This is a genomic window from Olivibacter sp. CPCC 100613 (genome assembly GCF_036959255.1).
Classification (GTDB): domain Bacteria; phylum Bacteroidota; class Bacteroidia; order Sphingobacteriales; family Sphingobacteriaceae; genus Olivibacter.
The window spans coordinates 214,251-233,385 of the sequence record NZ_JAWMTI010000006.1 but is presented as its reverse complement, the minus strand read 5'-3'; the positions used below and the strand labels follow the sequence as shown (position 1 = coordinate 233,385).

At 40.3% G+C, this 19,135-nt stretch carries 22 protein-coding genes; 8 read left to right on the top strand and 14 right to left on the bottom strand.

What is annotated here, in order from left to right; all coding sequences use genetic code 11:
- Window positions 1-5: 5 nt before the first annotated feature.
- The gene (locus RYH73_RS19120) at window positions 6-455 is read right to left on the bottom strand and encodes an OmpA family protein (protein ID WP_335315077.1); all 450 of its coding nucleotides are present in this window, start codon (window positions 453-455) and stop codon (window positions 6-8) included.
- Window positions 439-2,034, bottom strand: coding sequence for a hypothetical protein (locus RYH73_RS19115; RefSeq protein WP_335315076.1), 1,596 nt, complete (start codon window positions 2,032-2,034; stop codon window positions 439-441). The genes RYH73_RS19120 and RYH73_RS19115 overlap by 17 nt, the downstream gene beginning before the upstream one ends.
- 268 nt (window positions 2,035-2,302) lie before the next feature.
- On the opposite strand from RYH73_RS19115, the gene RYH73_RS19110 reads away from it, so the two are divergent.
- Together RYH73_RS19110 and RYH73_RS19105 are read left to right on the top strand one after the other, a co-directional pair.
- Window positions 2,303-2,488: a CsbD family protein gene (locus tag RYH73_RS19110; protein WP_335315075.1), complete on the top strand. Its 186-nt coding sequence runs from the start codon at window positions 2,303-2,305 to the stop codon at window positions 2,486-2,488.
- A gap of 172 nt (window positions 2,489-2,660) precedes the next feature.
- Window positions 2,661-3,038, top strand: coding sequence for a response regulator (locus tag RYH73_RS19105; protein WP_335315074.1), 378 nt, complete (start codon window positions 2,661-2,663; stop codon window positions 3,036-3,038).
- A gap of 32 nt (window positions 3,039-3,070) precedes the next feature.
- Here RYH73_RS19105 and RYH73_RS19100 read toward each other — a convergent pair whose 3' ends face one another.
- The 4 genes from RYH73_RS19100 to RYH73_RS19085 all read right to left on the bottom strand — a co-directional run bounded on the left by RYH73_RS19100 (window position 3,071) and on the right by RYH73_RS19085 (window position 5,936).
- Entirely contained in the window at window positions 3,071-3,541 is a 471-nt protein-coding gene (locus tag RYH73_RS19100; protein WP_335315073.1) for a hypothetical protein, read from the bottom strand.
- Window positions 3,542-3,777: 236 nt separating this feature from the next.
- Window positions 3,778-4,050 (bottom strand): hypothetical protein, encoded by a 273-nt coding sequence (locus tag RYH73_RS19095; RefSeq protein WP_335315072.1) that lies wholly within the window; start codon window positions 4,048-4,050, stop codon window positions 3,778-3,780.
- Between the two features lie 112 nt (window positions 4,051-4,162).
- Window positions 4,163-5,200 carry an AI-2E family transporter gene (locus RYH73_RS19090; RefSeq protein WP_335315071.1) on the bottom strand — a complete coding sequence of 346 codons (1,038 nt, stop codon included), beginning with the start codon at window positions 5,198-5,200 and terminating at the stop codon, window positions 4,163-4,165.
- Between the two features lie 70 nt (window positions 5,201-5,270).
- Window positions 5,271-5,936: a DUF6766 family protein gene (locus RYH73_RS19085; protein WP_335315070.1), complete on the bottom strand. Its 666-nt coding sequence runs from the start codon at window positions 5,934-5,936 to the stop codon at window positions 5,271-5,273.
- Between the two features lie 356 nt (window positions 5,937-6,292).
- Here RYH73_RS19085 and RYH73_RS19080 point away from each other — a divergent pair, with 356 nt between their 5' ends.
- The 3 genes from RYH73_RS19080 to RYH73_RS19070 all read left to right on the top strand — a co-directional run bounded on the left by RYH73_RS19080 (window position 6,293) and on the right by RYH73_RS19070 (window position 9,456).
- Entirely contained in the window at window positions 6,293-6,811 is a 519-nt protein-coding gene (locus tag RYH73_RS19080) for a YciE/YciF ferroxidase family protein (RefSeq protein WP_335315069.1), read from the top strand.
- 190 nt (window positions 6,812-7,001) lie between these two features.
- Window positions 7,002-8,627 (top strand): alpha-amylase family glycosyl hydrolase, encoded by a 1,626-nt coding sequence (locus RYH73_RS19075; RefSeq protein ID WP_335315068.1) that lies wholly within the window; start codon window positions 7,002-7,004, stop codon window positions 8,625-8,627.
- A 241-nt stretch (window positions 8,628-8,868) separates the two neighbouring features.
- Complete coding sequence (locus tag RYH73_RS19070) at window positions 8,869-9,456, top strand: flavodoxin family protein (RefSeq protein WP_335315067.1); 588 nt, start codon at window positions 8,869-8,871, stop codon at window positions 9,454-9,456.
- Window positions 9,457-9,468: 12 nt separating this feature from the next.
- On the opposite strand, the gene RYH73_RS19065 is transcribed toward RYH73_RS19070, so the two are convergent.
- From RYH73_RS19065 to RYH73_RS19050, 4 genes are all read right to left on the bottom strand, one after another.
- Entirely contained in the window at window positions 9,469-9,906 is a 438-nt protein-coding gene (locus tag RYH73_RS19065) for a low affinity iron permease family protein (protein ID WP_335315066.1), read from the bottom strand.
- Window positions 9,907-9,999: 93 nt separating this feature from the next.
- Window positions 10,000-10,479 carry a hypothetical protein gene (locus RYH73_RS19060; RefSeq protein ID WP_335315065.1) on the bottom strand — a complete coding sequence of 160 codons (480 nt, stop codon included), beginning with the start codon at window positions 10,477-10,479 and terminating at the stop codon, window positions 10,000-10,002.
- Window positions 10,480-10,625: 146 nt separating this feature from the next.
- The gene (locus tag RYH73_RS19055) at window positions 10,626-11,267 is read right to left on the bottom strand and encodes a response regulator transcription factor (RefSeq protein ID WP_335315064.1); all 642 of its coding nucleotides are present in this window, start codon (window positions 11,265-11,267) and stop codon (window positions 10,626-10,628) included.
- 148 nt (window positions 11,268-11,415) lie between these two features.
- Window positions 11,416-12,057: a response regulator transcription factor gene (locus tag RYH73_RS19050; RefSeq protein ID WP_335315063.1), complete on the bottom strand. Its 642-nt coding sequence runs from the start codon at window positions 12,055-12,057 to the stop codon at window positions 11,416-11,418.
- Window positions 12,058-12,512: 455 nt separating this feature from the next.
- On the opposite strand from RYH73_RS19050, the gene RYH73_RS19045 reads away from it, so the two are divergent.
- The gene (locus tag RYH73_RS19045) at window positions 12,513-13,736 is read left to right on the top strand and encodes a PAS domain-containing sensor histidine kinase (protein ID WP_335315062.1); all 1,224 of its coding nucleotides are present in this window, start codon (window positions 12,513-12,515) and stop codon (window positions 13,734-13,736) included.
- A 34-nt stretch (window positions 13,737-13,770) separates the two neighbouring features.
- Here RYH73_RS19045 and RYH73_RS19040 read toward each other — a convergent pair whose 3' ends face one another.
- Window positions 13,771-14,652 carry a sensor histidine kinase gene (locus RYH73_RS19040; protein ID WP_335315061.1) on the bottom strand — a complete coding sequence of 294 codons (882 nt, stop codon included), beginning with the start codon at window positions 14,650-14,652 and terminating at the stop codon, window positions 13,771-13,773.
- Window positions 14,653-14,714: 62 nt separating this feature from the next.
- Window positions 14,715-15,599 (bottom strand): SDR family oxidoreductase, encoded by an 885-nt coding sequence (locus tag RYH73_RS19035; RefSeq protein WP_335315060.1) that lies wholly within the window; start codon window positions 15,597-15,599, stop codon window positions 14,715-14,717.
- A 216-nt stretch (window positions 15,600-15,815) separates the two neighbouring features.
- Between RYH73_RS19035 and RYH73_RS19030 the strand changes: the two genes are divergently transcribed.
- Window positions 15,816-16,388 carry a DUF4142 domain-containing protein gene (locus RYH73_RS19030; protein WP_335315059.1) on the top strand — a complete coding sequence of 191 codons (573 nt, stop codon included), beginning with the start codon at window positions 15,816-15,818 and terminating at the stop codon, window positions 16,386-16,388.
- Between the two features lie 53 nt (window positions 16,389-16,441).
- Here the strand turns inward: RYH73_RS19030 and RYH73_RS19025 are convergent, their stop codons facing one another.
- Window positions 16,442-17,020, bottom strand: coding sequence for a dihydrofolate reductase family protein (locus tag RYH73_RS19025; RefSeq protein ID WP_335315165.1), 579 nt, complete (start codon window positions 17,018-17,020; stop codon window positions 16,442-16,444).
- A gap of 280 nt (window positions 17,021-17,300) precedes the next feature.
- Here RYH73_RS19025 and RYH73_RS19020 point away from each other — a divergent pair, with 280 nt between their 5' ends.
- Window positions 17,301-17,774 (top strand): hypothetical protein, encoded by a 474-nt coding sequence (locus RYH73_RS19020; RefSeq protein WP_335315058.1) that lies wholly within the window; start codon window positions 17,301-17,303, stop codon window positions 17,772-17,774.
- A gap of 117 nt (window positions 17,775-17,891) precedes the next feature.
- Here RYH73_RS19020 and RYH73_RS19015 read toward each other — a convergent pair whose 3' ends face one another.
- Window positions 17,892-19,091 carry a GTP-binding protein gene (locus RYH73_RS19015; protein ID WP_335315057.1) on the bottom strand — a complete coding sequence of 400 codons (1,200 nt, stop codon included), beginning with the start codon at window positions 19,089-19,091 and terminating at the stop codon, window positions 17,892-17,894.
- Window positions 19,092-19,135 lie beyond the last annotated feature (44 nt).

Here is a 19,135-nt window from a genome sequence, read left to right as displayed (position 1 = left end):
AGCGGTTAATCGACTATTTCTATCTCGACTCGACGATTTTTTTGTCTACCTTCAGCTGTTGTGTTAGACGCAATGGGTTTGGTATCACCGAATTCAGTGGCCGCAATTTTTGATGCATCGACCCCTTTGTTTACCAAATAGCGTTTAACTCGATCTGCACGCGATTTGGATAATTTCCAATTATAGACATATTCGCCTATTGAATCAGCGTGTCCACTGAGTTTAATGGCGTAGCCTTTTTCTTTCGCTTCGCTTACCAATTCGTTCAGCTCTACTTCAAAGGCCGTTGGAATGGTTGCTCTGTCAAAACGAAACTCAATGTTGTTGAAGGATTTTCTTGCCGTCCTGTTTAGAGACCTATTATGCGCTATAGACTTATTTGTTGTAAATGAGTAAGTCAAGGTCGTCGCGATGGATAATAAGACAATCAGACCTAAATTAATTGTTTTTTTCATGCTTGCTGTTATTTATTTGTTCGTAAATAGCGGATTTATCAAGTATGTTGATGGTTTTTTTTTCGGCACTTGTAGTTTGGCCGACTATCTTTTTCGCAAACTGTCTATCGCTGATCTTGTATTTGAAAATATTTAAGTATACATCATTGCATGATAAGTACAGTGGAAAATATAGTGGATCAATAGGGGATGGTTGCAAGATCAACACACAATATTGCTCGGATTTCAGCACATTCAAAAGGATTTTAAATCGATCGCTGATCAGGCTCCGTTGTAATAACCAGTATGCGTCATCCCAAGCAGAAGGTGAATTGTCGTAAGCCGCTTTTGATAATAGGGGACTGAAGAAAATGCGATCAAGCGGTAAATGTTTATCTCGGTGTATTATTTCTTCAATATGTATGGAAGGATTCTGTATATAGTCTTGTAGAAATTTATGCTCTTTATAAGTACTTAGATCTTGCTCGGTAGGAGAAAGATCGATGAGCAGAAGTTTGGTGCCGACCTCCAGTAAGGGGTCAATTAAGTTTTCGTGTAATTCTTGTCGGTAGGTCGAATGATCCAATGTCGTAATGCTGATTGTCGTCCCAACAGAAGAAGTACCTGCTTTTAGCAACACTAATAATGATTTTTTCGAATAGGCATCCGTCCAGACGTGAAGATGGGTCTTGTTATTGTTTGCCATATCTTCTAGCCGTATTACGCGTGCAAAGCGATGTTTCTTGCAATAGATAATAGCGATCCCAATCACCAAGGTAATCATAGATGGAATAAAAGCAAACCAAAGATGTGATGAAAAGCCTCTTTTTTTTAACGCGATCAGTTGCTTGTTTTCTGTAATATCGGTTGATGCAATTTGTTGAGGCAATAGATCAAAAGAAGATCGATACCTGTTCAATAGCTGTTCGTATTGTTTTGTCGCTTCTTCCCGCAATGCAAATAAACGATTTAATTTCCTTGTTAAATCGTGCGGTATGGGGTGTTCAAGCGTTGCAAGATCTTTTTTTAGCATGGAATCCAACGACTTTAAGATTGCCGATTGAACTTGGGTAAGGGTTGAACTTAACGGTAGATCAGTTTTTATAGTTGATGATCCGGACTTCGCCCGGTCAATTTGTAGTTGATTGTAAGAAGCAATCAAGTGATCAAGGGGTGGGGTATTGGTTAGAAATGTGGGAATTTGATTGAATTGGGATAGAGGCGCTTGCGCGTACTTCTTAATGGTTTTAAGTTTCTTTTGTAATAAGCTAGTTGGCTTTTCGATGTGCTCGCGCTTGGCCTGGGTTTGGGTAATCTCTATACTGTCCAATAAAATGTTTATTTGGTTATCGAATTTTTCGATGATTGCATTCTCGGTGGTCAAACGATCTTCAAGCTTCTCTATACCGGAAATATTTCCCTCCATACTTTCTTCCGTCAACGCTTTCCGTTCCGGTGTTTTTATCCACATCGATAAAACCAGAAAGGACAGAAAAACGCAGAAGGAGAGGGCTGGCCAACCCCTATGAGGCGAGCAGCACTCGACTATACTTTCCTTTAAAATAGCCCATTCGCGCCGATAATTTCTGCTGAACAACATTAAGCTTATATACGATGAAGCTTAAATCAAAGATTTGGTGATCGGTCGATTGTATAACTGAAACTTCCAGATGGTAAAAAGTGAGAAAATTAATGAAAAGGGTAGAGGAACCCGTTTTTTGATTTTTAGTAGATGTTCGGAAGATCATATACCTGATGATTTTCCTTACGAAATCAACAGCTCCTTGTTGGATTTGTTTGACATCTTTGGAAACATTATTGGATATAATGTGTTGTTCTAGTAAAATAATTAAACAAGGAGGAATATTATGGATGATTTGAAATGGAAAGGCTCGTGGAACGAGATTAAAGGTAAGGTTAAACAAAAGTGGGGCGAATTGACGGATGATGATTTAACTTACACGGAGGGAAAGGAAGATGAGTTGGTAGGAAAATTGCAGAAAAAAACCGGCCAGACGAGAGAGGAAGTGGTTAAGTATTTGAATAGCCTATAAATCTAGCTGTTCATGTATTCAAAGGAGGTCTTATAAAAAATAAGACCTCTTTTGTCAATATGTCTTTCTGAACTTGTGATAGGATAGACATAGCCTTGTTACGATTTGGTGATACAAGTGCTTGATTCGGTCCGGGCAATAGATATCTTTAAATTATTCTTTTAATAACACGATGGCAAAACGTATTCTAATTTTAGACGATGACCAAGATATACGCTATTTTTGTTCGGTAATTTTTGAATCGCTGGATTTTGATGTAGTATCGAGCTCAAAGTCTGAAAATATCTTGGAGCTAGTAGCGAAAGTCAAGCCGGACCTTATCTTGATCGATAATCGAATGCCTGTGTTAGCGGGCAGCGAAGCTACTAAAGTACTAAAGTCAAACGCGCGGTTTAAAAAAATTCCCGTTATTCTTTTTTCTGCCGGTCATGATCTGGAAGAAATTGCGCAAAAGGCAAAGGCAGATGCCTATCTAAAAAAGCCCTTCGATTTAAGTGATATCGAGCATTTGGTATGTTCCCTGCTGAAAATGAAACCTGCTAAGCACTAAGTAGTTTGTCCATGTCGTATTTTTGCTGCTTGCTAGGCTGCAAAAATACGGTAGCTTTTGCTGTTATCGGGAACTTCCATGTGTTTTGATGACAGGCTCAATTGACTCATCGCGAAGGTAAATAGCGTTAATTTGAAATTGATTTCCGTTAGGCCATAGCAATATCTGCTCAACGAACTGATTTGTTCGATCGCTTGATTTAACAGTTCCCTGCTGTAATGATGCGGTAAGATTGCAGCACCATAAAAAAGGGTATTCTTACTTTTATAAATAAAGCAAGCACCTGCTATTTTTTTGGGCTCTTGTGCAGATTTAATTAAATAAAAACCTTTACTGAGCCAGGCCAACCGTTTGGCAAAATCAATCGAATCATCCAATCTTAATTGAAGATCGTACATAAAATTTCCAAGTAACATGGATTGTTGAAATAGCTTGCTAATTTCTTCACCCGGTAGTTCCCGAACGCTGCTAAGCTGAATGCTCCTGATTTTGCTTTCTTTCATGATGTTTTTCTGATAGATAATTGCAGCGAAATACTGCTTGTATAACTATTTTATTAAGGGCAAGTTTTATGCCATCACATGCGTACTCGCTACGCCTGCAATTTTGTAATAAGTTAATTACATTCGTATTATTTAAGTACATGAATAGATAAAGAATGATCGTGCTTTTTGTTTTCTTTTCTGAACGCCCTTATCCATTAAATTATACATTGCCTGAAAAAAGTGTATAAGATCCTTTACGCTTTGTCATTCTTGGGAAAAGTTTCAATCTTACCGTCTAGATCTTCTAAATATTTCCGCCCGGATTCCGTGATTTCGAGCATCTGGTTTTGATCGGTGCAGTTTTCTTGCATGTCTTCTGTTAGAATAAAATTCTTCGCTGCCAGTTCGGAAACCGCTACCTGCAAAGTTTCGACAGGCAAATGCATTTCTTCAGAAAACTTATCAATAGATCCTGCAGACCATCGGCGTAGTAAGCGAATCAATCGCAATGCAACTAAACTTAACATAATAATGTTTAGAATGTAAAAAAACCAAAATCGAACCAATTAGTTGAAGCGCTTTTTTACTAAGTGTTGAAGTTTACGCATCATAGGGATTTTATTTTAAGTAGAGAAATAACTAAACGCTTGCTTGCTTCTTTATATAGAGCTCATCGACCAATACAATAATGACTACGAGTAAAGGTGTTGCCAGTAAAATGCCCAAACCTCCCGTAAGCGCCCCAAAAAAAACCTGACTGATAATTATAAGTGCCGGTGGGATTTTTATCATCATATTTTGAATGGTAGGCGTTACAATATTACTTTCTATTGCCTGAATAGCAATATATAAAAGAGCAACGAGCAGGGCGGCGTTGGTACTCTCGGTAAACCCGATCAATACAGCCGGAATCATCGCGATTATGGGACCGAAATTGGGTACGAAGTTTAGCAGGCCGGCAAAGAAGGCCAGTGCAAGGCTCATCGGTATGCCAATAATACGCAGACCAATAAAACTTAAAACAGCAATCAGAAGCATGGCAATGAGCATACCCTTCAGCCAACCCTTTAACGTGTAATCGAGCCGCCTGATGACAGTTCTTGCATGCGCTTTACCTTTTGGTGGTATTAATTTAATGATGCCATCTATGTATAATTTGGGATTAACGGTGAAAAAGATTCCAATAAACAGAATAATGTAGATATCTCCCACAACACCAAAACTGGTGCGGAAAATATCCTGAAAGGAATTGATCATTTTTTCGTTGTTCCCATCCCTAAGGTAAAACAATAACTTACGGCCCAGCTCGGTATTCTGTAACCGGCTTCTTACGTCTTGTAAAATTTCAGGTATATCTTGCGATAGTTCACCAATTTGCATGGAGATTTTAGCACCTAGAAACCAAAAAAGCATCGCAATTAATAACAAGGTGGTAACGACACCAATGAGCAAGCACCAATGATGTTTCAGTTTTATCTTACGGGCCAGCAAATTAGCTAGGCCGTGAAAGTAGATAGCCATTAGGCTACCGGCAAATACCATCAACAACACATTGAATGCTGCCTTTAATATAAATATGAGGAGCACCAGTAAAGTAACAATACCCATGGTAATCCAAACTTTCTGTGTGAAATCTCGTAAGGTGTTGCCGCTTTGGGGATCTTTCTCTACTGCCATATGAACTGTATATATTCAGATACCTGTATTGGTAGCTATTTGTTTGAAAAATAGGGGGGAGGTGCGTTCGTTAGGGCCCCTCCAGATGGGGAGTGTCCACCGGCTTCGATTCAGGCGAGCCTTTTTGTCGTAGAAAGATGGTTAGAATAACGATCGAGGCTACCGACAGGAACTCGCTTTGCCAGTTTTGAAAGGTCTCGAACCAAAAAATAGGCTCTTTCAGAAATTCGTTTATCGTGATCTGCGGCAATTTTTTTAAGTGTTGTTCGATATTATAGTCTTTGAAGCTACCGTATAAATGCCCTAACCAACTTAAGAGGAAGAGCAGTATAAATGCGATGGATAAAGAATGTTTGTAAATGGCCAAGCGCCATCCTCCCTTGTTAACGGGGCCCGGTGCATGGGGTGCCGGGACGGGTTCTCGATCTACTGCTTCTTTTTTATCGATTGCCTTTGACTCCGCAGAGCCGATTTGCCTTAAGAAGATGGTTAATATAACGTACATAGCCATTTGCAGAAACTCACTCTGAAAGTTTTCAAAGGTGGCAGAAATAAAATGACCGCTGCTAAGATAATTTGTGAGATGAAGCGGTGGAGCACCATATTCGCTGATTTCCTGATTATGTTCTTTCCATCCAAAATAGGCTTGCGCTAATAGGGCGCCAAGGAAAAAGAGTATAAAAGTAATGGATAGACCATTCCGATAGAGGTAGCTATGTTTTTTAAGTTTTGTCATAGGATGTTTTAATTAATTTTTCAGAACAAGTCAGAAGATGTAACTAGAGAACAACAAAAGCTCGATGATGTTTATTGACCTGTCATTCTTTTGGCCCTATAGCAGCGCATTCTCTTTTCTACATCAATAACTACAAAACCGGACATAGAAAAAATCTTGCCAAAAGCGGCTATTGAAATGATTGTTTTTTTGTTTCTATTCTTGATCTGATGGAATCGACTCCCGGCGGGGTTTATAGCTATAATAAATTTTACACGAATTCTTTGTGCTATTTAGGCATAGATCATGACCTAATATGAATAGGATATATTCTTTCTGACATAAGAAGTAATTGGATAAAATAAAAAAAAACGATCATGGCAAACAACCAAAAGAAAACAAACGGCGATATGCCCAATGCGCATTTGCATGAATTATTCGTAGACGAATTAAGAGACATTTTGGGCGCCGAAAAACAACTGTTGAAAGGCTTAAAAAAAATGGCCGGAAAAGCGAACAAAGAAACATTGAAAAGTGCGTTTGAAGAACATCTTAGCCAGACGGAAGGGCATGTGGAACGTCTAAAACAAGTTTTTGATTCCGTTGGCTTAACGGCACGCGGTAAGAAATGTAAAGCAATGGAAGGCTTATTGAACGAAGCCGATGAAATTATTGAAGAATTTGAAGATGGTGAGGTATTGGATGCAGCCTTGATTGCCGCTGCCCAGAAAGTTGAACATTATGAAATCGCAAGCTATGGCTGTTTGGTAAGCTACGCGAAACTAATGGAACATGCGGAGGCAGAAGAGCTATTAAACCAAACATTGAACGAGGAAAAGGAAACCGATGTAAAACTTACAGAGATCGCCATGTCAGAGGCAAATGTAGTTCAATAGGTTAAATTGTTCATGAGGCGCTGATCTATTAATAGATCAGCGCTTTTTTATGCGCTTCGCTCGGTTGTATAAATTGGCCAAGGCTTTCTGTTTGTTCTAACGTTAACGCTACGTAAGATAGAACAACGAGGGCTGAATGATGTTTATTGGTTGTAACGATCTTTTGAAGTTGTACCGATAAGCACAATACATGGAAAACGAAAACCCTACCTGGCTCAAGGAAGCTATTCTCTATTCGCTGGATATCAGAACATTTAAAGATAGTGATGGCGATGGTATCGGTGATATAAACGGACTGATTTCCAAATTAAGTTATCTGAAAGATTTGGGCATAACTTGTATCTGGTTAGCCCCTTTTTATAAGTCGCCGGAAAGAGATGGGGGTTATGATGTGGCCGATTACTACGCCATCGCAAACGAATTGGGAACAGAATATCATTTTGCTGCCTTAATTAAAGAATGTAAAAAACTCGATCTCAGAATAATCATTGACCTCGTTATTAACCATACGAGTAACCAACACCCTTGGTTTCAACATGCTTCAGAAAGTAAACATAACAATTATGTCAATTATTATATCTGGCGTAAAAGAAAACCGGCTAAACATAAAAAGGAGGTGATGTTTGAAGGTGTGGAAGCCAGTAATTGGCGTTGGAATAAACACGCACAACGCTATTATTACCATACGTTCTACTATCACGAACCCGATTTAAATGCCACAAATCCGGAAGTACAATATAGCATAGAACAAATTATTCGCTTTTGGATGTCGAAGGGAATCGACGGTTTCCGAATAGATGCTGTGCCTCACGTACTTCAAAACAAAGGGGATAATAAATTTAAAGATGATCCATTTAAGTTACTTTGCCGATGGAGGGAAATAATGAAGGAGTTTGGAGATGACAAAGTCTTAATAGGAGAAACGGACGTAAAACCAAGAAAATACAAATATTTTGTAGATGAAAAGTTGAAGCTCAATGCGATCTTTAATTTTTATCTCAATAATTATCTTTTTTTAACACTCGCTTCTGAAAAAGCGAAACCGGTACTAAAAGCGTTAAATGAGCTTGAGGGGGCTATCCATCTAGGGAGTCTTCTGAATTTTATCCGAAATCATGATGAATTGGATTTGGAGCAATTAACGAAAAAGGAGCGCTTTCAGGTATATGAAAAATTTGCACCTGAAAAAAGGATGCTTATTTACAACCGAGGTATCCGACGTCGGCCGGCACCCATGTTTTCAGCTAATCATCTTTTCATGGAACTTACATCTAGTATCTTATGTTCACTCCCCGGGGTGCCTGTTATTCGCTATGGTGATGAGATCGGTATGGGAGAGGATTTATCGCTACCCGAAAGGCTTAGCGTCCGCACGGTAATGCAGTGGAGTAACGAACGGCATGGCGGATTTTCGACTTGTATGCCGCGGGCTCTCAACTATCCGATCATCGATCAAGGCCCCTTTGCTTATGATAAGGTCAATGTAAAGAAACAATTAGCTGCACCGGGATCATTGCTATCGACGACGAAATTGCTACTAAGGTTGAGGACGCATTACATTTCCTATTTTACGAAGGGGCATTTTCAGGCTCAACAGTTAGCTACTAAAAATATTCTTGCCTACAGCTACGAATTGCATAATTCACAGTTGATTATATTGCATAATATATCGAGCACTTCATCAAGCTATTCTATAAAAGGTAAACCAATGTCAAAGCCGGTGGAAATTTTGACTAAGTCTGATCTTTGTACAGTTGATACAGAAACGCACTCCATCAGGTTATCCGGTTATGCTTATTGCTGGCTGCTGGTCTAGGGCCTAGTTTAACAAGCCAAGCTTTTGGAGCGATGGCTGTAGCTAGTTATATGGATCACGAATAGGGCGTGTTGTTTTTTTTTGTAAACGAACGATTCCAATAAACCGGACATATTGAGTCATCCTTCGCGCTAAAATCACGCTATGATTTACCCATTCGCCTTGGCAGCATATTCGTATGGTTATGGTCAAGGTCTGCAATATATTGATATGACTACGAACACTAAAAAATGAAAGTCTTATGAAAGCAATTATTTTATTAACAACCCTAAAGTCAACCGGAGTATCCAATACGGAAACGCTCGTGGAATTCTTTACGCCTTATTTGGAAGCACAAGAAGTCGATGTTGAAGTAATCAAAACCATTGACTATACAATAATACCCGGTACGTACATCCATATGGATAGAGATGATGATTGGCCATCCATTTATGAAAAACTTACAGTAGCTGATATAATTATATTTGCGACGCCAATATGGTGGGGTAACTTTTCATCGGAGACGCAAAAGGTAATCGAGCGGTTGGACGAAGTAAATGATATCATCATGTCCGGAACGCCGTCACCTTTGGCGAATAAGGCTGTCGGTATTATCATTACCGGTGATTCCGACGGTTCGCAACACATCATCGGTTCCCTCTCGAATTTTGTCAATGGCCTGGGGATGTTTGTTCCACCCTTTAGCAGTTTAAGTGTACAGAACGAAGCACATGCAAAAAAGGCTGACACTCCAAAGACGACATTGTTGAACATCTACCAAAAAGAATATGGGGATACCGCTCAAACAATGGCTTCGCAATTAGCACTGTTCACGAAACGAAATAAGTAATATAAGGTTCTACTATTTTGTCTTTTTCGATTGATGTAGTTCCTCGGCATGGTCTATGGAATGTGAACGATGAATATCGTTCTCTGCCTTTGCCCTTTCAGCTAACTTTTCATAAAATTTGTGTAAGAGATCAAGCTCCTCTTCCGTGAAATCCTCCACGTCTACCATTCGGTTGCTGGCTTTTTTATTAGCGGCAACCAATTCATTTAGTTTGAGCTGAATCGCTTTCGAGTCTTTATTTTGGCTTTTCTGAATTAAAAAAACCATTAAAAAGGTGACGATGGTGGTGCCGGTATTAATAACCAATTGCCAAGTGTCTGAATAGCCGAAAATAGGCCCTGATATACCCCATACCAGCACGATACCGGCAGCCGTGAAGAACGCGCCGGAGCTTCCGGTCCAATTGGTTATCTTATCTGAAAATTTCTCGAAAAAACTTTTATTCGACATATTTTATCTCTTTTCTTTTTAATTCGTTATGATTCGAATCTGACATGAAACTTGCTGTTAGCTATCAAACAACCTAAAAGATACAGTTGTTTGCTAGGGTTGTATTTCGCCGATATTGATCAGTTGATTTATCATATTGAAGCAAATGATACCACTTAAGGCAAAAAATAGATGACCGACCAATATACTCAGCAGGTAATCCGGTAAATTAAGCTTTGGAGGATGAGGATGTATCTTGAAAAATAACCACCAAATAAGGACGGCTAAGATACCATGAAAGGCTCCAAAGATGAGCGCATATAGTACGGTAGGTTTTCCGATGCCTAACTGCCATAATAGATAGTAACAGAAGATAAACAAAATACCCATTCCATAGTGCGCCATGGTACCAATTGAAAGGCATCGAGGGGTACGACATAGCCCTCCATCCGGCGTTGTACTGAAGGTGATGAGGGTTCCTAATAGTTGGGGAACTTTCATGGCTTTGTTATTGACGAGGGAAATAAAAAAGATGATTCCCGTCATAACGAGTGTTCCAACGATACCGGAAATGATGATAGCTAGTATGGGCATCTGTTCGTCCTTTAAATCTTTTTTGTATTAAAGCAAGGAATGTACCTTAATTTTTTCCTTGGGAAAATTGCTTATCCATAAGCAATTGATAAAAAGAACCCTGGCACTTCCATGCAAGGGTTCAACGTGATAAGGGTATGAAATGTTTAGTTTGTAATAAATTCTTGATGTAAACGGTAAAGAATTAAACTCAGGTTATCTTTGGCGCCCGTTTTAGTAATCAGATTCTGACGGAGATCTTCGATGTTACGCTTGGTTGTAAATAGCTTATAGGCCATTTCTTTATTGCCGTATCCGCAAACCATCATGTTCAAGACTTCTGTTTCTCTTTCAGAAAGTGTCAAATCTGTATTCAGTTGGCTGATGTGCTCTTCAAAGCCGCTCAGTTTCGTAAATAAATTCATGGTAAAGGTGGGATCAATATATTTTTTCCCCTGGAGCACATATTTTATAGCGAAGAGCAATTCCTCTTTTTGCACCATATCCGTAATATAGGCATCTGCACCTGCGGAAATTGCTCCCATAGCTGCTTTTAAACTGCAATTATGGTCCATAACAATTATTTTTATATGGTGAAATGGACCGCTCAATTTATGAATCAGTTCTTGCTTGATCGGAAGATCGGTATCTACTCCCCAAATTAATATATCAACTTCTTTTAGCTGTTCATGCAACATTTCGTGACAGCTATGGGCATAAATAACCTCAAAATCTTCCTGTTGTAAAATTGCCTGGATTCCATCGCGGCGGATCGTATTATTATCAGCAATTGCTAATTTATTTTTCATTTTTTTTGAGCTTTATTTAATTAACAATTAATTACAGAGGTCAGCCAGAGCTGCCATGAATACCTGACAAATCAAAGCTAGGAATTAAAATTTACCGTGCTGACGTATAAATACGTGTTTTTTACTGCGGTAAATACGTTAATTATGGTTAGTTAAGTAAACCTGTTTGAAAAGCATATTTGATCAAAGCAGCCGTATTCCTTACCCCGGTTTTCTCAATCAGGCTTTGTCTGTGTCCTTCTACGGTACGTTTGCTGGTATATAATCGTTCAGCAATTTCTTGGTTGGTGAAACCATCTGCTGTAAGTGCTAAAACCTCCATTTCTCGGGCATTGATATTTAAATCATGGGCGGTTGCACTAACCGGTAAGGTTTTAATCGCTTGTTTTAATAATTTCATCGTAATTTCCGAGCAAATGTATTGTTCGTCTTGGGTGACAAATCGAATGGCAAATAGTAATTCGTCCCGACTGACATTTTTTATCAAATAGGCATTTGCTCCTGCCTCAAAAGCTTGCGCAACATATTTTTCATGATCCATCATGGTTAATATAATGACTTTTGTGGCAGGGAATTGGCGCTTAATATCTTTTGTTAAGGTAATTCCGTCCGTCCCTGGCATATTAATGTCGAGCATAACAATGTCTATCGGATTGTCTTGTAATAGTTTATTCATTTCGGTCTGCTCGTCCGTTTCCCCAATGACGGTCAAATCCGATTCGAGCTCAAGCAGCGACGTGATTCCTTGACGTACGATATGGTGGTCATCTACTAAAATAATATTGATCATCACTACATAAATTATTTTCCTTTCAAGGTGTTCAATGAAACCTTATTGCAATGGTAACAGTTCCTTTGCTTTTTTTGTTCGGTGATGAATTGCGTTTGTAATTTTTCATCGTGTTGACTATAAAGTGCACCGCAGTATATTAACTTAATTCCTTGCCTTACAACTTGGTGATCATCCATCAATACGATATTTACCATGCTTAATTATCTTTCTTTTTATTGCTTTGTGCGTAATGAGGTACCCGAACGGGCTAGGTGAGCTTGGGTCAGTAGGCTGTATTTATATGGTCATTCAACAAAAAGTTTCCGGGTTATTTCAATGGAAAAAGACAGCGAATTAATTGCACATATTTTCGCAGCTAATCCGTTATTGTCCGCACACGGCAACAAACTTTTTCAGGCACCAAATGTTAAATTTGCAATTGCAAACAGGTGAAATTGCGCATTGAATATCTCATGGAAAAAAATCTTGAGCACTTAAAGACTATTGTATCGGAAAAAACACAAAAGAATAAATCCCGAGCGGTAAACAATAATAAAAAAAGTGTTGAAATGGGATTCCTAGGAACATCTGCGGATAAGCATGATCAAGATGAATTAAAAATGGCAACACTTGCAGCTATCGTGAATTCTTCTGATGATGCCATTATTAGCAAGACCTTGGATGGCCGCATTATGAGCTGGAATAAGGCGGCTGAAAAATTGTTTGGCTATGCTGAAGAAGATATGCTGGACCAAAACATCCGAGTATTAACTCCCGCGTCTAGAATCGATGAACAGCGACTTATCTTAGAGAAGATTAGTAGGGGAGAACATGTTGCCCCTTTTGAAACCACCAGGCTACATGCAAATGGTTCTGAGATTCCGGTATCGCTGACTATTTCACCGATCGTCAATAGCCAAGGGCAAGTGGTGGGTGCCTCCAAGATTGTGCGAGATATTACTGTGCAGACGCAAATCAATCAACAAATGGAAACTTATAGGCATCGCTTAGAAGCGCTTAATAAGTTTAAAGATGATTTTTTGATGACAGCTAGTCATGAGCTCAAAACTCCGCTGATGGTTCTAAAATGGTACATGCAGAGTATGGATGCGAAGAAGGATGAAAATCATCGTCAATTAATGAAACAGCGTGCGATGCAGCAAATTGACAAATTGTACGATTTGATGGGAGAGCTTTTGGACGTAGCCAAACTTAAAAGTAAAAAACTACTGATTAAGCCGAGTATCTTTAACTTGGAAACACTGCTGCTAGACTGCATCCATCATATGGATATTGTTTTTAATTCACACGAAATTGTGTATGAAACGAATTGCCTGGAATCTCTTATAAATGCTGATCGAATACGAGTCGAGCAAGTGGTAATCAATTTATTGACCAATGCCGTTAAATACTCGCCTAAATCAAGTAGGATAACCGTCTTATTAAAGGAAGATCCCCGTTTTTTTATTGTGAAAGTAAAAGACCAAGGGAAAGGAATACCGCGTAAGTACCACAAAAAGATATTTGGGCGTTTCTTTCGGATTCCGGAACATGAAAATCAAACTGCAGGCATGGGAATAGGCCTTTATGTATCCAATGAAATTATTAAAAGACATGGGGGGAAGATGTGGCTGACCTGCGAAGATGATATTGGATGTGACTTTTACTTTTGCTTGCCCAAGGTATTGCCTTTCTAGATAAGGTGAAATTTGGATTAATCGGTGTATCTAACTACGGGGAAAGAAAAATGCGAACGGTTGTTCCAAGCCCCGGCTTCGAATCGATGTGTAACGTGCCATCGTATAAACTGATGCGATTTCTAATGCTGCTTAATCCGGTACCTTTTGAAAAAATGACGGGGTCCGCAATATTAAAACCTTTTCCATTATCACGTACGGTGATTTCGATCGAATGGCTTTTTTTAACAGAAATCCTGACTTTGTTTGCCGTTGCATGCTTCATGCAATTATTAACCAGCTCTTGTACAATTCGGAAAACGCTGCTTTCCAGGCGTAAATCCAAACGTTCGTCAAAACCGATTATCTGACTGTCTATCTGTGTTTCGGTAGAGCTTAATCGAGAAGCCAGGTCTTCCAGTGTCGTGGGTAGTCCAAAATCGGCTAAAATAGAAGGGGCAAGTTCGAAAGATATATTACGCGTTTCGCGGATGGCTTGGGTTAATAACTTTTGGATACTTCTTATTGCTTCTTGTTTACCGTTTTCGTTATGAAGACGGTCTACTTTCACATTGATGGCATATAGGAGTTGACTTACACTATCATGCAGCCACTCGCTGATCCGTCTCCTTTCGTTTTCCTCTGCACGAAGCGTTGCAGCGGTTACATACTTTTGTGCTTCCAGAGCTAGGTCCATATGCTCCTTTGTTGCTGCAAAGCGTATTTTCTCTTCTTCTAACTGTTCAATAACGCGATGTAACTTTTCATTTTCCGCCTCAAGCGCCGTCAGATACGCTTGCAATTCATGAAAAAAGTGATCAATACCTGTCTTCCGAAGCTCTAAAGGATCAATTCTAAGCTGCCTAACCGCATTTTCAATAGTTTCTCTCCATTTTGAAATGCTTGGTTTATTGTTCGATGGTCCCTTCCCTTTCAATCCGACTGATCCGATAAATATTTACCTTAATGATGATTATTTGTTACGTGTAGCTACGGCCTTTAAATGGCAATTTTACCACCTGTTACGGCAATGGTGGCACCCGCAATATAGCTACTTTCATCGGATGCTAAAAAGACGTAAGCAGGTGCAATTTCAACGGGCTGAGCGGGTCTTTTTATCGGACTGTTCGCACCAAATTTTTCGGGCTCGGGCATGGTTGAAGGAATGAGTGGTGTCCAAACCGGGCCAGGTGCAACAGCGTTAACACGTATCCCTTTATCTTGCTCCAATAGCATTTGGGCCAAATTTGCCGTAAAGTTCTGAATGGCACCTTTGGAGGCTGCATAATCAAGTAATACGGCATTTGGATGGTATGAATTTACGGAAGCGGTGTTAATAATGGAACTGCCGGGTTTCATGTGCGGTACCGCTGCTTTGCTCAAAAAGAACATACTCCGAATATTGGTAGAAAATGTCCGATCCCAGTTCGCTTGTGTTATGTCTTCCAAAGAGGTGTTTGCCATTTGGTAGGCAGCGTTATTGACCAAAATATCAATCTGGCCGAATTCGTTAAGAGCTGTTTTGATGATCTCATTGCAATATCGCTCGTCTTGGATATCTCCTTTGGATAAAATAACCTGGACACCTGCTTCCTTTACAATTTTGGCTGTATCCGATGCATCTTTATCTTCTACGTCGTAACCATACGAAATGAGTACATCGGCTCCTTCCCGTGCGTAGGCGATGGCAACGGCGCGGCCAATTCCGGAATCGCCACCGGTAATGATGGCCTTAGCGCCTTTTAATCTTCCAAAGCCTTGATAGCTCTCTTCACCATGGTCCGCCTGGGGTTTCATTTTGCTTTCCGTTCCAGGTACCTCTTGTTGCTGCTTAGGAAACGGTGGTACTGGATATTTCGTGTGTGGATTCTTGAAATTTGCCATTTTGCTCTATATTTAATAACATCTATTCTCCCTAACTTTTAATTAAACACTGTTATGGAGGGTTTGTTTCTGGTATTGGAAAGTAGCGACCAATATTAGCGTTTGTTTCCTTCAGTCGCACAAAACAGGATAACGTGATACAATTAAAATGGCGGTTTCGAAAAAATCTAAACATTCTTTTTCTCGTAACGTTGTCTATGTACCAATAAAAAGAAAATGAAATATTTACTCGTTATAGCGCTTCTTATTTCCCTTGTTGCTTGCAATCAGCAACAGCGGAATAAATACAAAGGAGAATCTTTGAGTACAGCGGATTCTATCCAACAAAAGAAGGAGCTAGACTCGGCTCAATTGGGGTCGGCGGATCAAAACTTTGTGAAGTCCATCGCGCTGTCGGGTATGCTCGAAGTTGCGGCCGGAAAAATGGCCGGGGAAAAGTCTAAAGACACCGCAATACAAAATTTTGGAAGGATACTGGTAAAGCATCATCAGCAATTGGCTAAAGATTTAAAGGATGTCGTTTCGCAACGGGACATCCAATTCCCTGAGAAGTTAGATGACAGTCATCAACAAAAGATGGATAGCCTCGCAGCTATTCCGACAGCTGAATTCGATCGGGCTTTTTTACAGTTGATGATCCAAGACCATAAAACAGCTGTATCTTTGTTCGACCAGATAGGTGCGCACGGCAAGGATGTTCAACTCCAGGCTTTTGCCAATAAAAATATTCCGATTATTAGAAAGCACCTGAAACTTGCGAATGATCTGATAGAAAAAGGGCAACCTTAGTAAGCGGCGGTCTAAATAGGCATATAGACGGTGAATTTTTAAAAATAATCGATTCAAGTTCGATAAGTCAGAATTACCTGCCCGTTTTTGCCCGGTTGCGCCTGTATAAGCTCGAGTGAGTGCTTTTTTATCCCTTTAAAGAGTGCTTTGCCGTTACCAATTACTACGGGGTGAACGATCAACCATAACTCGTCGATTAAGTCTGCGTTCATAAGGCTGGCCACCAAGCCTCCTCCGCCAACAACATACGTGTTTTTCCCCGGTGTGTTTTTGAATGCCCGCACTTCAGCGAGGTTTCGAACGATTTGTGCTTTGGGCCATGTTATGGTATTAAGTGTAGTAGAGAGTACCAGATGCGGGGTCTGCGCTGCAAATCGGGCATAAGCGATCTCACTGCTCGAAGGAAGTCGCCCTTGTTGTGATGGAACTTCCGGATTGGGTGGGATGCATTGGGGATCCAGGTAAATCGATTCCCAATATTCACCATAGCCGGGATACATATTTCCTCCCAAAAGAAACGTGTCAATGTTATCGATCAGTTGGATTGCATCGGCCCACGATTCAACCCAATCTGTTTTACCATCCAGATCTTCAATGAAGCCGTCGAGAGATACTTGCATTGCTGAGATCATTTTTCTTGCGCTATTGTCTGCCATTTTGTTTCTCCTTTCATTTTTTTACACAGCATTCGATTAAAAGATTGCTATGTAATTTAATCCATGCGATGTCTTTCCACTTGCTGTTAAACAAATGTACTACCCAATCGAGAATAAGAAAGGGGGGGATCCGGACTTTTTAATCGGGAAATTTGGACAGATAATTAAATGTAATCGCGCCATAACTAATGGAATCAACTAATTATTTGTAACTTTGTTGCGCTCATCTTCGCAAGGAGCTTAACGTTTAAAATTGATGAAATATACCCGCGGATTTAATAGGTTATTATGGTTAATTGCCATCGGTTCAGCTATGTTATCTTGTACGCAAAAGCAGCCGCCTAAAACTTCCACGGTGGAAGATAAACCGATTGTTCAACCGAATCAGCGAGATACGGCAGGGCAAGTAGCGTTGAGTTCGGCCGATTCCACGCATTTATTGGGGGTGTGGTTTGACGAAACCATTAAATCACCGGAAGGGGCAAATATTGCTTATCAAGTGATTGCACGTCAACAACGTGTTTTTATCCAGCCGGTTGCCTTTAAAGGCGAAAAGCTGCAGGTAAGTGATCAACCGGTGGTGAGTCCTTATGCCACGGAAATCAAACGAAACGGCAATCATTACGTTAGCTTGGATAGCCCGGAGGATGCCTATGAGGTAGATAAAGACGGAAATTTACTCGTTTTTCACGAAGGAAAGCTGGTCGTGGTTTGTAAAAAGATCTTGTAACCTGAGCGCATCAAGAATAGTCCAACCCAGGGTTAAAACAGCTTGTTAGATAACATAGGTATTCATAAAAGAACGCCGGACCGGGGCCCGGCATTCAAACCAAACACAAACAGCATATCATATATTCCGGGGGAAGGCATCCTCCCATAACCGGTCTTTCCATTCGAGCGCTTCGGCATCGGTAAGTAGGCAGCGTTCAATTTCTTCCAGGCAGGTTTTCTGATCGAGGTATTGCCCGATAAATACGAGTTCGTTCTGTCGGTCACCCCAATGTTTGTTCCACCTTTTCTCTATTTCATCTTTAAATTCGTGATAGGAGGCATACTGAATTCTTTCCTCGTAAGGCATACTGCACCACCAGCTACCGGCACTTTCAATGCGAAGGCTGCCGCCGGCCTGACTGAAGTTAATGGCTTTATCGGGCCGGGATGCTAACCAGAATAACCCTTTCGCCCGAATAATGGAATTTGGATAATCTCGGTTAAGATAATTATACCAGCGGGTAGGATGAAAGGGTTTTGGCGATCGGAAGACAAAGGAAGAGATTCCATATTCTTCTGTTTCGGGTACGTGTTCATTCTCCAGCTCTTTTTTCCAACCCGCAGCACCGGAGGCTTCTTCAAAATTGAAAAGACCGGTATTTAAAATAGCCATCGGATCAACAGCGCCAAAAGATGATCGGATAATGCGGGCACCAGGATTCAATTGCCTGATGGCCGCTTCCAAAGTTCCAACAGTTTTTTCTGAGACAAGATCGGTTTTGTTGAGCATGACAACATTGGCGAACTCCAACTGATCGGTGAGCAGGTTAACGATTGTTCGACTGTCATGGGCATCATCGGTGAGCGAACGATCAAGCAATGTTTCCTGAGTACCGAAGTCTTTAAAGAAATTAAAACAGTCCACAACGGTAACCATGGTGTCAATGTAACTGAAAGCGCTCAGGTCAATTCCTTGCTGCTCATCTATATAGCTCCAGGTTTGTGCAACAGGTATGGGCTCCGAAATACCGGTGCTCTCGATCAGGAGATAATCGAAGCGATTCTCTCTTGCCAGCTTTTCCACCTCGATAACCAGGTCTTCTCGTAGGGTACAGCAGATACAACCATTGCTCATTTCAACCAGTTTTTCCTCTGTTCTGGATAATACGTTTTCGCGACTTACCATTTGCGCATCAATGTTGACTTCACTCATGTCGTTCACAATCACAGCAACTTTTAGGTTCTCTTTGTTGTGCAATACATGGTTTAACAGTGTGGTTTTGCCAGCACCCAAAAAGCCACTCAGCACCGTGACGGGCAATTTTTTTATGTTCATATATAAATTTTTATGTTCCATGTTTCGGAATAAGCCTTCGTTCA